At 71.0% G+C, this 13653-nt stretch carries 16 protein-coding genes; 6 read left to right on the top strand and 10 right to left on the bottom strand.

Annotation, left to right across the window (positions count from 1 at the left end; genetic code table 11):
* From LY41_RS06460 to nth, 3 genes are read right to left on the bottom strand one after another with little or no spacing between them, the layout of a single operon-like run.
* Complete coding sequence (locus tag LY41_RS06460; protein WP_253862969.1) at nt 1-708, bottom strand: NUDIX hydrolase; 708 nt, start codon at nt 706-708, stop codon at nt 1-3.
* Nucleotides 705-1316 carry a TlpA family protein disulfide reductase gene (locus tag LY41_RS06455; protein WP_253862968.1) on the bottom strand — a complete coding sequence of 204 codons (612 nt, stop codon included), beginning with the start codon at nt 1314-1316 and terminating at the stop codon, nt 705-707. The genes LY41_RS06460 and LY41_RS06455 overlap by 4 nt, the downstream gene beginning before the upstream one ends.
* Nucleotides 1313-2017 (bottom strand): endonuclease III, encoded by a 705-nt coding sequence (nth, locus tag LY41_RS06450; RefSeq protein ID WP_253862967.1) that lies wholly within the window; start codon nt 2015-2017, stop codon nt 1313-1315. Before nth ends, LY41_RS06455 begins: the two co-directional genes overlap by 4 nt.
* Before the next feature lie 186 nt (nt 2018-2203).
* Here nth and LY41_RS06445 point away from each other — a divergent pair, with 186 nt between their 5' ends.
* From LY41_RS06445 to LY41_RS06435, 3 genes are all read left to right on the top strand, one after another.
* Nucleotides 2204-2506, top strand: a complete 303-nt coding sequence (locus tag LY41_RS06445; protein WP_253862966.1) for a hypothetical protein — start codon at nt 2204-2206, stop codon at nt 2504-2506.
* Nucleotides 2507-2876: 370 nt separating this feature from the next.
* Nucleotides 2877-3551 (top strand): Crp/Fnr family transcriptional regulator, encoded by a 675-nt coding sequence (locus tag LY41_RS06440; RefSeq protein ID WP_253862965.1) that lies wholly within the window; start codon nt 2877-2879, stop codon nt 3549-3551.
* 989 nt (nt 3552-4540) lie between these two features.
* Nucleotides 4541-5800, top strand: coding sequence for an MFS transporter (locus LY41_RS06435; RefSeq protein WP_253862964.1), 1260 nt, complete (start codon nt 4541-4543; stop codon nt 5798-5800).
* Nucleotides 5801-5886: 86 nt separating this feature from the next.
* Here the strand turns inward: LY41_RS06435 and LY41_RS06430 are convergent, their stop codons facing one another.
* From LY41_RS06430 to sp36, 6 genes are all read right to left on the bottom strand, one after another.
* The gene (locus LY41_RS06430; protein ID WP_253862963.1) at nt 5887-6672 is read right to left on the bottom strand and encodes an MBL fold metallo-hydrolase; all 786 of its coding nucleotides are present in this window, start codon (nt 6670-6672) and stop codon (nt 5887-5889) included.
* An 11-nt stretch (nt 6673-6683) separates the two neighbouring features.
* Entirely contained in the window at nt 6684-7535 is an 852-nt protein-coding gene (locus LY41_RS06425; protein WP_372493124.1) for an NUDIX hydrolase, read from the bottom strand.
* 166 nt (nt 7536-7701) lie between these two features.
* A complete protein-coding gene (locus LY41_RS06420; RefSeq protein ID WP_253862962.1) occupies nt 7702-9159 on the bottom strand; it encodes a hypothetical protein in 1458 nt (485 codons plus the stop codon).
* Between the two features lie 36 nt (nt 9160-9195).
* Entirely contained in the window at nt 9196-9825 is a 630-nt protein-coding gene (locus LY41_RS06415; protein WP_253862961.1) for a hypothetical protein, read from the bottom strand.
* Nucleotides 9825-10292 carry a RidA family protein gene (locus LY41_RS06410; protein ID WP_253862960.1) on the bottom strand — a complete coding sequence of 156 codons (468 nt, stop codon included), beginning with the start codon at nt 10290-10292 and terminating at the stop codon, nt 9825-9827. The genes LY41_RS06415 and LY41_RS06410 overlap by 1 nt, the downstream gene beginning before the upstream one ends.
* A gap of 7 nt (nt 10293-10299) precedes the next feature.
* Nucleotides 10300-10461 (bottom strand): Sp36 family protein, encoded by a 162-nt coding sequence (gene sp36 / locus LY41_RS06405; protein ID WP_005466698.1) that lies wholly within the window; start codon nt 10459-10461, stop codon nt 10300-10302.
* A gap of 42 nt (nt 10462-10503) precedes the next feature.
* Between sp36 and LY41_RS06400 the strand changes: the two genes are divergently transcribed.
* From LY41_RS06400 to bagB, 3 genes are read left to right on the top strand one after another with little or no spacing between them, the layout of a single operon-like run.
* Nucleotides 10504-10752 (top strand): hypothetical protein, encoded by a 249-nt coding sequence (locus tag LY41_RS06400; protein WP_253862959.1) that lies wholly within the window; start codon nt 10504-10506, stop codon nt 10750-10752.
* A 17-nt stretch (nt 10753-10769) separates the two neighbouring features.
* Entirely contained in the window at nt 10770-11774 is a 1005-nt protein-coding gene (gene bagA / locus LY41_RS06395; protein ID WP_253862958.1) for an ATPase BagA, read from the top strand.
* A gap of 2 nt (nt 11775-11776) precedes the next feature.
* Nucleotides 11777-12928, top strand: a complete 1152-nt coding sequence (bagB, locus tag LY41_RS06390; protein WP_253862957.1) for an ATPase BagB — start codon at nt 11777-11779, stop codon at nt 12926-12928.
* 93 nt (nt 12929-13021) lie between these two features.
* On the opposite strand, the gene LY41_RS06385 is transcribed toward bagB, so the two are convergent.
* Nucleotides 13022-13321, bottom strand: a complete 300-nt coding sequence (locus LY41_RS06385) for a WhiB family transcriptional regulator (protein ID WP_253862956.1) — start codon at nt 13319-13321, stop codon at nt 13022-13024.
* Nucleotides 13322-13653: the final 332 nt, after the last annotated feature.

The raw sequence follows: 13653 nt of genomic DNA, 5'->3' as shown, positions 1-13653 counted from the left end.
TCACTCCCGGCCCGTTCCACGCTCCATGTGCCGCGCCCACGCTACGTCAAGGTCTTGCACGTCGGTGTGATCCCATGGGCGCTCCCAGCCGCCGAGCTGCAACAGGGCGGCCAGCACGCCGGCCGTGAATCCCCAGACGAACAGCTCGCCGACGGTGAACGCCGGCCCTTTCCAGTCGGAACGGGGCACGCGAACCATGAGCCGGTTCGCGGGATCGGCCAGTCCGGACAGCGGTACGCGCGCGACCGCAGCCGTCTCACCGGGATCGACGGCGTGCACGGGCGACGGTTCCTCCCAGTGGGCCAGCACCGGCGTCACCGCGAACCGCGACACCGGGATGTACAACCGCGGCAGCATCGCCACCGGGCGGATGCCGGACACCTCGACACCCGTCTCCTCCTCCGCCTCGCGCAGTGCGGTGCCGATCGGCCCGTCGTCGCCGTCCTCGGCACCGCCGCCGGGGAACGCCACCTGCCCGGCGTGCGAACCGAGTGTGTCGGCGCGGCGCAGCAGCAGCACGTCCGGACCATGGATCGGCTGCTCGCCGAACAGCACCAGCACCGACGCCGCCCGCGGGTCCTCCCCGTCGGGCACGGCCAGGCGGGTGAACGCCCCGGCGTCGGTCCCGGCGCTCGCCCGGACGAGACCCGCCAGCCAGTCCGGCACGTCCGCGGGGTCGACGAGCGGGCCGGTCGTCTCACACGTCACCCGCCACCTCCTCCGGATCGCACGACCTCGCGGATCTGCTGCGCGGAAGTGAACAGCCGCGGTTCGCGGACGAGTTCGACCTCGCCGCCGGGGGTGACCAGGTACGACGCCGGCAGCGCGCGCGGCACCGACAGCGCCTCGCGGACCGGACCCGACGGACCGTCGCCGTCGAACACCCCTGGCAGCTCGACGTCCAGTTCTGTCAGCAGTTCGAGACCCTCCCGCTGGCCGCTCTCGACCTGCACGGTGACCACCCGGGCGGCACCCGGCTCGGCCGCGTAGTCGTCGAGCAACGGCAGCTCCTCCCGGCACGGCTGGCACCACGTCGCCCAGACGTTGATCAGCGTGGGCCGGTCACCGGCGGCGGCGACCTCGCCCACGTCGACCCGCGAGCCGTCCGCAAGACACACCGCCTCGACACCGCGCAGTTCGCGGGCGGGGGTGCCGGCCCCGGACCCGCACGCCTGGAGCTGCGCACCCGCACGTGCGGGTGCGAGCCCCTCGTCCGATGCCGGCTCGTCCGGCGAGTTCACCATCGGCACGATCGCCACCAGCGCGGCGATCACCAGCGCACCGGCCACCAGCGCCCAACGCGTCGCGCGGGTCACCGCTCCGACACCATCGCCAGCAGGTGGTCGCGCTCATCCCCCTTGACCAGGGCCGCAGCCTCGTCGAAATCCGTCGGGCCCTCGCCGAACGCCGGACAGTCGCGCGCCAGGGGGCACGCGCCGCACGCGGGCTTGCGGGCGTGGCAGATCCGCCTCCCGTGCCAGATCACCCGCTGCGAGAGCATCGTCCAGTCCTTTCGCGGGAACAGGTCACCGACCGCGAACTCGACCTTGACCGGGTCCTGCTCGGTCGTCCAGCCCCAGCGGCGCACGAGCCTGCCGAAGTGCGTGTCGACGGTGATGCCCGGCAGCCCGAACGCCTCGCCCAGGATCACGTTGGCCGTTTTCCGTCCGACGCCCGGCAGCTTCACCAGCTCGTCGAGCGTGTCCGGAACCTCGCCGTCGTGCCGCTCGAGCAGCGCGGCACCGAGCTTCAGCAGCGAGGACGCCTTGTTCCGGTAGAAGCCGGTGGGCCGGAGGTACTCCTCGAGCTCGGCCCGGTCGGCACCCGCGTAGTCGGCGGCCGTGCGGTAGCGCGCGAAGAGTGCCGGCGTGGTCCGGTTGACGCGCACATCGGTGCACTGGGCCGACAGGATGACGGCCACGAGCAGCTCGAGCGGCGTCGAGAAGTCCAGCTCGCACTCGGCGTTCGGATACGCCTCGTCCAGGCGGCGCTTGATCCGCCGCGCCCGCCGGACCAAGGCGAGCCGACTCTCCTCGGTGAGCGGCCGGGACCGGACAACACTCTTTCGGGGAGTCCCCGCCCGGGGGTGCTCAGGAACCGCTGACGACACATCGTTAGCCTACGTGCGACCTCCGACAGGACGGGCACGCACTTGGCCACCCTCGAACACGGCGATGCCCCAGATCGCCGGATTTGGAGAGACATGACCGTCTGGTTCGTCATCGCGGTCCCACTGGCGGTCATGCTGTTCGCTCTCGGCATGGAACGTGTCGAGACGCGACTGCGCCACGTGTCCGTGCGCGGCGAGGACGTCGAGGAGTTCCTCGAGCAGGCCAAACCCGAAGAGGTCAGGGCACTGTACGGACACGGCATCGGCAGGGCTCTCGAGCTGTTCCGCCGCAGGCGGTTCGGCGGTCGCCCCGGCGGCCGGTTCGGCAGGACCCGCAGGCCGGCGTCCGATCCGCCGCCCGCCTCCGGCGAGCCCGGCGATCACCGGACGGACTGAGATTCGCTGCCGCGCATCCTCCACATACCGCCCATACGGGTGAGACACGCTGCGCAAGCGCCGTGACCTGCCGGTAATCACCGCGACACCCGGGGTGATGACGGTCCGCCCGGCCGGAGGTGGTCGTTCACCGCCGTTACGCCGGGGTTAAACTTTCGGGTCGGAGATCGTCCGCGTACGGTCTCGACGAGCTGTGTCAGGCAGCGCCCAGCGCCGGGTGATTGCCGTGTACGTCACCCAGGACGGGGTGTCGCTACGGCGGATCGGCGAGCCGGGAAGCGATCTCGAGGGCACGCCCTACACTGCACGTAGTGACCGGCGCCACGTACCCGTCTTGGGTGCGATGGTCGCTTCTCAAAGGAGGCACGAGGTGGACGAGACCCTGGCCAGGGCGGGCATTTTCCAGGGCGTGGAGCCGGCTGCGGCCGAAGCGCTCGCGCAGACCCTGGAGACCGTGGACCTTCCGCGTGGCCACGTGATCTTCAACGAGGGCGAGCCCGGCGACAAGCTCTACATCATCAAGTCGGGCAAGGTGAAGATCGGCCGCAAGTCGGCCGACGGCCGGGAGAACCTCTTCCAGATCATGGGCCCGTCGGACATGTTCGGCGAGCTGTCGATCTTCGACCCGGGACCGCGTACCTCGACGGCGACGACCGTGACCGAGGTCAGCACCGTGACGATGGACCGCGCCGCGCTACGGCAGTGGATCTCCACGCGTCCCGAGATCGCCGAGCAGCTGCTCCGCGTGGTCGCGCGCCGGCTGCGACGCACGAACAACATGGTCGCCGAACTCATCTTCACGGACGTTCCCGGCCGTGTCGCCCGCGCGCTGCTGCAGCTCGCCCAGCGGTTCGGCAGCCAGGAAGCCGGCCTGCTGCGGGTCACGCACGACCTGACGCAGGAGGAGATCGCCCAGTTCGTCGGCGCCTCGCGGGAGACGGTGAACAAGGCACTCGCCGACTTCGCACACCGCGGCTGGCTGCGACTCGAAGGCAAGAGCGTGCTGATCCTCGATCCGGAACGGCTCGCGCGACGCGCCCGCTGACCGGGAATTCGGCGTCCGAGTCCGGGCGCCGTCCCACAATTCCCGCATGACCGGTCGACGGCTCCGGCGACGCTTCCGGAGACAGGCGACATCCGGGATCCGATCTCCCGGGCGGGTGCGGCCCCACCGAGGCCGCACCGCAGGACGTGCAGGACATGCGGATGCCGTTTCCGGCACGCTGCAGCTGTCCGACACCGCAACTGGTCGACGCTGCGGCTGTCCGATATCGCGGCTGCCCGACACCGTGGCCGTCCGAACCGCGATCCCGTTCAGCGCCGCGATCGGCAGGACGCCGCGAGCCGGACCGCGAGTCCGAGTCGGAGCACGGCAACGACTCGAGGCACAACAGAAAATCAAGACATGACAAAGGGCCGGGCGCCACCCCCGACGTGGCGCACCGGCCCTTTGCCTGTGCGTGGACCATCCCCCGACAGCCCACGCTCCCCGCCCTCCGGTTGAAAGGCCCCGACCCGAATCCCGGAGGGAGATTGTGTTCGCCTCCAGCAGCGCTGGTGCTCGTGCCACCGAGACCTGGTCACCGAACCCGGCGATGATCACACCGCTCGATGCCGCACCTCTCGGTTACCGAGTACCCGCTACGAAGCGAGGAAACCGACTATGTAGTTGAATGCTCGCGTCCGACGAGCCCCGCGCCCTGCGGGTCGCGGCACCGCACGTGTCAAGCACTGCACTTAGTGCCGGGGCACGAAACTCGTCTTCAGCTGTTCGTGAGCGGGACTCGTGTTCCGGAGTCTCATGACGCGAGACTCGCCGACTCCTTCAGAATCGCACGAAACCCACCCTGCTCTTCAAGGGTCTTCACCCTCAAGGACGCTCGAGCGGGCCAGAAGATGCCCGAAAACGCTGTTCTGTTATCGAACTGAGACACGAGTACCCGAAAGAGGGGTGAGTATGCACCTCGATGCTCGCGGTCGACGGTGTACACCGTCCAGAAAACGGAATGGTACGGACGTGCCATAATAGCAGGCATGTCCCGGTCAGACCTCCCCGATTCCCACGGCCGCACCTCGCTCGCCGACTACCGCGCGGTACTGCGGACGCCGCGTTCCCGCAGGCCGCTCGTGGCCTCCGCGTTCGCACGGTTGCCCATCGCCATGATCGGGATCTCCGCACTGCTGTACGTCCAGCACGAGACCGGATCGTTCGCCGCGGCGGGCCTGGTCTCGGCCGCAGCGCTCGTCGGCGTGGCCGTCGGATCGGTCGTGCAGGGCCGGATCATCGACCGGTTCGGGCCGACACGCCCCCTTCTGGTGGTCACCGGACTGTTCGTCACCGCGTTGACGGCACTGATCGTCGTGATCGAGGCGGGTGCACCCGTGGCGGTGCTCATCGCCTGCTCCGCCGCGATCGGACTGTCCGAACCTGCGACCGGCTCGGCGTCCCGGGCACTGTGGGGTCGGCTCCTCCCCGAAGGGCCGACGCGGGACGCGGCGTTCTCGTACGAAGCGATCAGCATGGAGGTGTTCTTCATCCTCGGGCCCGGGCTGGCGGGCGTGCTGATCGCCCTGCCGTGGCCCGGCACCGGCCTTGTCCTCGGCGGTGCGAGCATGGCCACGGGCGCGGCCATGTTCGCGCTGAGCCCCGCGGTACGCGAGTGGGGGCCGAATCCGCGGGCGGGGGCGTCGCTGCTGGGCGCACTGGCGAGCCCGGGCATGCGCACGCTCGCGCTCGCGGCGCTGGGCTTCGGCATCGTGATCGGGTTCGTCGAGGTCGCCGTGCCCGCGGCTGCCGAGGAGGCGGGTAACGTCTCACTCGGCGGGGTGCTGCTGTCGCTGTGGTCGGTGAGCTCGGTGGCGTTCGGCGTGGCCTACAGCCTCCGACCGTGGCCGAGGACGCTTCCCACGCGACTGCCGGCGCTGCTCGGACTGTTCGGTGCGCTGGTGGCGGTCATGGCATGGCCGTCGACGCTGTGGGGCCTGGGACTGGCCATGTTCGCGGCGGGCGCCATGATCACGCCGCAGTCGACGACGCACTCGACGACGATCGAGCTGACCGCACCGCGGGACACGGCCGCCGAGGCGTTCTCGTGGGTCCTCACGTCCGTGACGCTCGGCATCGCGTGCGGCCAGTCCGTGAGCGGCTACATCGTGGAGCATGCGAGCCCATCGGCGGCGTTCCTGACGGCCGGTGCCGTCGCGATGACGCTCGCCGCCGTCGTGGCGCTCCTCCGCGGCACGGTCCGCCCCCACGCACCCACCACCGAACCGGCCCCTGCGCTCGCCGCCTGACCCCTGCCGGTCGTGCCCCGAAGGGCACCTTCGGGGCGTTGAGCGCCCCCAAGGTGCCCTTCGGGGCATCTAACCGGACTTCGGCGTCAGCTCTGCAGGTATTCCAGCTGGGCGGTGACGGAGGCTTCCGCGGCCGGCCACAGGGCGCGGTCGACGTCGGCGTAGACGTGTTCGACGATCCGCCGCGGCGTCGCCTCCGAGCCAAGCACGTCGAGTGCACCCCGGATCTCGTCGAGGCGCTGCTGCCGGTGCCTGCGGTACTCGTCGACAGTCGCGAGCAGGTCCTCCCGCTCCGGGCCGTGCCCGGTGAGACCGAACGACCCGGCAGGCAACGTCGCCAGCCGGTCGAGCGAGCGCAGGTAGTCGCCGATGTGCTCGACGATCGTCGTCCCCCGCCCGAGCACGGTGTCGCCCGTCAGCACATGCACCACGCCGTCGTGGTCGAACCGCAGCGACACGGAGTCGCCGCAGTGCCCCGGCGTGTGCAGAACCGTCAGCGCCAGCCCGGCCGCCCGGACGACGTCACCGTCGCCCAGCGGATCCCCGTCGAGGCACAGCCCCGGGTCGAACGCCCGCACCGGCGCGCCCGTCCGTTCCGCCAGCCACGGCGCACCGTCGGCGTGGTCGGGATGGTGGTGGGTGAGCACGATCAGCTCGACCGGGCCGGCCACCGCCATGACCTGCTCGAGGTGCGCCGTGTCGACGTGCCCGGGGTCGACGACCACCGACGCCGGCGAACCCGGCGCCCGCAGGATCCACGTATTGGTGCCCTCGAGCGTCATGTTCGACGGGTTGTCCTCGAGCACCACCGTCGCCGCCGACGTCACCTCCCGCGGCGTCTCGTACGCCGGGTGCACGCTCGCGCCGGTCATCGCACCTCCAGTCACGGTTCCAGTTCGACCAGCACCGACTCGCCGTCGGCGCGCAGTGTGGGCATCACTTTCGGGACGGGTGTCCTGTCGGTCGCCAGCACCTCGGCCACGTCGCCGCACTCCGCGAGATCGGACAGCATCACCCACGTCGGCGGCATCAGCATGCTGCGGCCGGCTTCGCCCGCGGCCAGCGCATCGGACGGCGTGCGCCAGCCCGATTCGGACGCCTCGGTGGTCTCCCCGTCGGCATCCTGCCCTGCGGGCAGCGCCGCAACGAAGAACTTCGTGTCGTACCGGCGCCGCTCCTGTTCCGGCGTGACCCAGTTCGCCCACGGCCGCAGCAGGTCGGCGCGCAGGGTCAGTCCCGTGTCGGCGAGGAAGGCGGCGAGCGACAGCTGCCTGGCCACGAGCGCCGCGCGGGCGTCGGCGTAGCCGGACGTGTCGCCGACCGTCGAATCCGGGCCGGGACCGGCGAGCAGCACCCCGGACTCCTCGAACGTCTCCCGTACGGCCGCACACACGAGTGCCCTCGCGAGGCGTTCGTCACAGCCGAACCATTCGGCCCACTGCGCGGCGGCCGGACCGGCCCACGCGATCGACGCCTCGGCGTCGCGTTCGTCGACTCCGCCGCCGGGGAACACCGTCATCCCGGCGGCGAACTTCATGGCCGTGACCCGCCGCTGCAGGAACACCTCGATGCCACCGGGGGCGTCCCGCAACAGCATCACCGTCGCCGCCTCACGGGCGGGCACGGGCTCCTCGGGCGGCTTCCCGGCACATTCCGGGGTTCCGTCTCCCGGGGTTCCGGCCTCGTCCGGATTCCCGGAGTCGGCCGACCCTGCGCCGTCCCTCAAACCCGGCACCGCGCTCCTCGGCACGTGAAAGTTCGCAGCCACGTCCGCAACATACCGCCACCGCCGCACGCGCGGTTCCTGCCGACGCGTGTTTCCGGAGTGACCGCAGTAACCGGGGCGTTGGTAACCGGGACGTTGGCAACCGGGGCGGCGCCCACGCCCCTGACACCAAGGGCTACCGGACGTCGGTGCCGTTGGCGGCACCCGGCATGCCGTTGTTGCGCTGCCGCTGCGCCTCGGCCTGCTCCCGCTGGGCCAGTTCGGCGTGCAGTTCCCGCAGCAGTTCACGGTCGCGGTCGGTCAGCTGCGGGTCGTCGAGGTTCAGATCGGGAATCCGGGCGAGCTGGTCGGAGTCGAGGTCGGCCGATTCGAACGCCTGCCCCTGGTCCCGGTCCTCGGTGATCGCCGCGCGCAGTTGGGCGACCTCGTCGCGGGGCATCTCGGTGGTCTGCGCCGACCGATTGTCCTCGTCGGCCCCCTGCGACGGCTGCGGAAACTCCACGACCTGTCCACCCTCGCTCTCAGCGGCGCGGGGCAGTTCGCCGTCGGTGGACTGGGGCGGTTCGGCCTGTCCACGGACTGCGTGGCGCGATCGGCGGCCGCGGGCCGCCTCACCGGAGGACCTCGCCGGACGCAGCGGCGCTGCCGTCCAGCCGCCCGACGACGGGGCGTCCCCGGGCCCGGCCTCGGTCGCCGGATCGTGCACCGGCCGGTCGTCCGGGATCGAAGCGTTCGAGAGCCGGTCGGGGGCGGGCAATTCGGAGACCGCCGCCACCGTCTGCGACTGCTCGGGCGCCGCGGAGGCAGCGCGCGGCGCTTCCGCGGCCTGCGGTTCCGGAGCGTGTGGTTCGAGGGCCTGTGGTTCGAGGGCCTGTGGTTCCGGCGGCCGGGGAACGCTCGCCGGGCCGGTCGGCGCGGCTACCTGCTCAGTGCGAGGCGGTTCCGCTCTCACCGGTTCCGGTCTCACCGGCTCGGCCCTCGCCGAGTCGTACCGGAGGGCATCCGGACCTGCGAGCCACACGGGAACGCCGGAGGACAGCGCAGCCTCGTGGTAGGCAGTGCGCTCGCAACCGGGGCCGGTGACTTCGACGACCGCACGGATGCCTGCCTTCCGCAGCGCATCGCCGACACGGAAGGCAACGGCAGCCGGGTTCGCATCGGGGCCGATGTCGACGAGCACGACGCGCTGCGGCAACGGGCCGGGCACGCCGCCCGCTGCGGTGTTGCGCCACACGGCATGCACCGAACGCAGGTCGGGCAGCACGCGCAGCACCCGGTCGAGCGCGTCACCGACACCGGCGTCCGGATCGTCCTCACGGCTGAATCGGTGTTCGATCGCCGCGACGTCGTCGACGACGCTGAGCTGGTCGGCGAGCATCACCTCGGAGCGAGTGAGTTCCAGCAGGGAGGCCAGCTCCCGCTGCTCGGCCGGGTGTACGGGGAGCCGGCCCGCGACGAGGGAACCGACGGTCAGTTCGACGGCGTCGTCGAGGTGCGACCGGGCCACGAGCTCGCGCGCCTCGGACAGGGCGCTGTCGTCGAGCCGGCCTGCGAGCGCGAGCAGCACGTTGTACAACCGCAGCGGAACGCCGAAGCCGTCCGGGTCACCGCCGGACCGGGGCACATCCACCATGTCGCCGCTCTCCCTCCCGCCCGCCGGCCGCGGACGCTATGCGGATACGAGTTGCCGTCCGGCGTCTGCTGCCCCGGCGCACACGAACCGCGAGTTCGCGAGCGCCTCCCGGTGATAGGCGGGCAGCTCGAACCGCACGGGCAGCACCTCCACGCACGGCGTTTCCTCGCCGAGCACGCGCAGCACCCGCTGCAGTTCGCCCGTCAGCCGGGGAAGGCCGGCGGTCGCCGTGACGAGCAGGACACGCTTCGCCCCCTCCGGGCCGGACCCACGTTCCTGCCGCCAAGCCTCCCGTACTTCACCCACATCGGGACGCCGTCGCAACGTTGCGTCGATCACGGCGGCTACCGAGTCGACAGAGTTCACCCAGTTAGGCGTACTCGCGGTGAATGTGTACCCGCTCTCCAACGGTGCGTCTACCCCGAGGGTGGAACTGACCTGATGACGATCCGCACCGTGCGGGACGAGACCGGCAACCAGCAGGCCGTGCTCCTCCTGATCGAGGTCGACCCTGTGCTTGAGCAAAGTCTTCGGCAGCACGCGGGCGAGGGTGCTCATCGCACCCTCGCCCGACCAGTCACGGAACCGCCAGATCAGGTTGTCGGGCAGTCGGCCGGACAGGCGCAGCAGCAGCTCGTGACACGCCTGTTCGGCCTCCCGGTCCATCAGGAGGCCACCTCCACGATCAGCTCGACCTCCACCGGGGCACCCAACGGCAGTTCGGCGACACCGACGGCCGACCGGGCGTGCACGCCCGCGTCACCGAAGACCTCGCCCAGCAGCTCGGAGGCACCGTTGAGCACCGCGGGCTGGGCGTTGAAGCCCTCGGCCGAGGCGACGAAACCCGTCACCTTGACCACGCGGGCGACCGAGTCGATGCCCACCAGGTCGTGCACCGCGGCCAGCGCGTTCAGCGTCGCCGTCCGGGCGTACTGCTTGGCTTCGTCGGGGCCGACCTCACCGCCGACCTTGCCGGTGGCGGGCAGTGCTCCCTCGACGAACGGCAACTGACCGGCCGTGTAGACGTGCGAACCCGTGCGGATCGCGGGCAGGTACGCCGCGACCGGAGCCGCGACGCCGGGCAGTTCGATACCGAGCTCGGCGAGCCTCGCCGAGACGGAGCCGGCACTCATCGGGGCCTCAGTCCTTCGGACGCTTCAGGTACGCGACGTGCTGCTCGCCGCTCGGGTTCGGCAGAACCGTCACCAACTCCCAGCCGTCCTCTCCCCACTGGTCGAGGATCTGCTTGGTGGCGTGGATCAACAGCGGAACGGTGGCGTACTCCCACTTCGTGGCACTCATGGCCGTCACCCTAGACAACCACGGCCAGTAGCGTGAGATCCCGTGGAAACGTGGCGGATCTTCGCGGCCTCGCTGCTGGGCGTGGCCGGCATCCTGGCCGTACTGATGATCATGGCGCGCGTGCGCGAACGGACCGGACGGTGGCAGGCGGTCGCCGTGACGGGACTCGTCGGCGTCACCGCACTGGCCCTGACCGGCATACTCACGCTCACGGTGCTGGCACCCGCCGTGGCCTGGTGGCTGGCCGGCGGCACCGCAGTGATCGTCGCCGTGCTCGCCCTGGCGGGTTGATGTCCTACGCTGCTCCGGTGACCACCACGCTGGCCGGCTGGACCGACGAGCTGACCCGCACCCGGCTGCATTTCGTGACCGGCAAGGGCGGCACCGGCAAGACGACACTCGCCGCGTCGCTCGGGCTCGCACTCGCGGGCCACGGCAGGCGCGTACTGCTCGTCGAGGTCGAGGGCAGGCAGGGCTTCGCCCAGCTGTTCGACACCGAGCCGCTGCCGTACGCCGAGCAGCGCATCGCCTCCGCGCCGAACGGCGGCGAAGTGCGTGCGCTGCACATCGACGTCGAGGCGGCGCTGCTCGAGTACTTCGACATGTTCTACAACCTCGGCTTCGCGGGCCGCACGCTGCGCAGGATGGGCGCGATCGAGTTCGCCACCACGCTCGCGCCGGGACTGCGGGACGTGCTGCTCACGGGCAAGATCAAGGAGTGCGTCGGGCGGACCGACTCCGACGGGCGCCACTTCTACGACGCCGTCGTCGTGGACGCTCCGCCGACGGGCCGGGTGGTGAAGTTCCTCGACGTCACCCGCGCGCTGACGGATCTGGCCAAGACGGGCCCGATCCGCTCACAGGCCGACGGCGTCGTGGATCTGCTGCATTCGGGCCAGACGGCCGTGCACCTGGTGACGCTGCTCGAGGAGATGCCGGTGCGCGAGACGCTGGAGGCGGTCGCCGAGCTCGACGGTGCCGATCTGCGCCCCGGGGCCGTGCTGATCAACCGGGTCCGCCCGCCGCGGCTGCCCGCCCGGTCGGTCTCACCCGCCGCCGACGGCCGCGTCGACGCAGGCCGCGTGCGCGCCGGGCTGACCGCGGCGGGCCTCGACCTGCCGGACGAAACGCTCGACGCGCTCGTGACCGAGACCGTCGAGCACGCGGGTCGCGTCGAAGCGGAGACGGCCGCGAGCCGGCAGTTGTCGGAGAGCGACCTGCCGACGCTCGAACTGCCCGACCTGTCCGGCGGGGTCGACGTCGCCGCGCTGTACGAACTGGCGGAATCGCTCCGCGGCCAGGGGGTGCGGTGACGATGAACGGCACCCAGGAAACCCCGGACGGCGTCGACCTCGACGTCGACGCGCTCATCGACGATCCGGACGCGCGCGTGATCGTGTGCTGCGGTTCGGGCGGGGTCGGCAAGACGACGACGGCCGCCTCGCTCGCACTGCGGGCTGCCGAACGCGGCAGGCAGACGGTGGTGCTGACCATCGATCCGGCGCGACGGCTCGCCCAGGCGCTGGGACTCGGTGAGCTGGGCAATCACCCCCGGCAGGTGGCCGTCGACGGGTTCGCGCCGGACGGTCAGCTGTGGGCGATGATGCTGGACATGCGCCGCACGTTCGACGACATGGTGCGGCGCCACGCGGGTCCGGAGCGGTCCGAACAGCTGCTGAGCAACCCCTTCTACCAGACCATTTCCACGTCGTTCTCCGGCACGCAGGAGTACATGGCGATGGAGAAGCTCGGGCAGCTCGCGGCGACGGGCGACTGGGACCTGATCGTCGTCGACACCCCGCCGAGCCGGTCGGCCCTGGACTTCCTCGACGCCCCGAGCCGGTTGTCGGCGGCGCTGGACGGGCGGATGATCCGCCTGCTCACCAGCCCGGCGCGTGCGGGCGGCTGGGGCATCCGCAAGGTCATGAGCGCGGGCTTCTCGATGTTCGCCAAGGCCGTGTCGACGATCCTGGGCGGCCAGCTGCTGGCGGACGCCTCGGCGTTCATGCAGGCGTTCGACTCGACGTTCGGCGGGTTCCGCGAGCGGGCGGCGAAGACGCAGGAGCTGCTGCGTTCCGAGGGCACGTCGTTCCTGGTCGTGGCCGCTCCCGAACCGGACGCGCTGCGCGAGGCGAGCTACTTCGTGGAACGGCTGTCGGAGGAGTCGATGCCCCTGGCCGGGCTGGTGGCGAACCGAACGCATCCCGTGCTGGCCGAGCTGACCGCGATCGACGCACTGGCTGCGGCCGAGACGCTGGAACGCGGTGGAACCGGTGCACCGCTCGCGGAAGCGGTCCTGCGGTTGCACGCCGACCGGGTGCAGCTGGCCGAACGCGAATCCCGGCTGCTGGAACGGTTCACGCGGGCGCATCCGAGCGTGCCCGTGCGGCGCGTGCCCGCGCTGGCGGGCGACGTGCACGACGTCGGCGGTCTGCGCGACATCGGCGACCGGCTGGCGGGCGCGTAGTCCCGGAGCCCGGAGCCCGGAGCTCAACCCCGGAGCACTCCCCCGGTCCGTGGGGTGGACACCGGCCGGACCGGCGTCCACCCGTCGGAGGTGTCAGCGCGAACCCGCGCCCGCGGGCTCGTATTCGGCCTTGGCCGATTCGAGGAGGTCCCACCAGCTGTGCACCTCGGGGCGCTTGCGCAAGAGGGCACGCCGTTCCCGTTCGGTCATGCCGCCCCAGACACCGAAATCGATCCGGTTGTCGAGCGCCTCGGCAAGGCATTCGGTCCGCACGGGGCAGCCCATGCAGATGACCTTTGCACGATTCTGCTCCGCACCACGGACGAAGAGTCCGTCCGGGTCCGTGTCCCGGCAGTACGCCTGGATTCGCCAGCTCGACTGGTTGGTGTTCATCACGACCCCCAGCTCCTACCTGTTGTGACCTGCGCAGTTGCCATGCCTCGGTCCGCCTGGTGCTGGCGCCTCGGCCTCGCCGCTGCGACGGGTCGCTGCTCTCCCTGTGTTTCTCACGGCCCCTCCGCAACGCCTCCCCTTGTGAGCGTTGCCTCGTGAGATGTTGACGGACTGTAGACACGCGCGGTTCCCCTATCCAACCGACGAACTTCGGATTTCTTTTCGCGAATGACCGCGCGGTCAAGTGCGGGTCGCTACAATGTTTCGGATCGCGGCTCGCAGCGTTCCCCGTCGCAGCGTTCCCCGTCGCAGCGTTCCCCGTCGCAGCGTTC

Origin of the sequence: Prauserella halophila, from assembly GCF_024171895.1 — a bacterium.
In the GTDB taxonomy this organism is placed as follows: domain Bacteria; phylum Actinomycetota; class Actinomycetes; order Mycobacteriales; family Pseudonocardiaceae; genus Prauserella; species Prauserella halophila.
The sequence above is the reverse complement of the archived record's forward strand: the minus strand, read 5'-3'. Positions and strand labels throughout refer to the sequence as shown.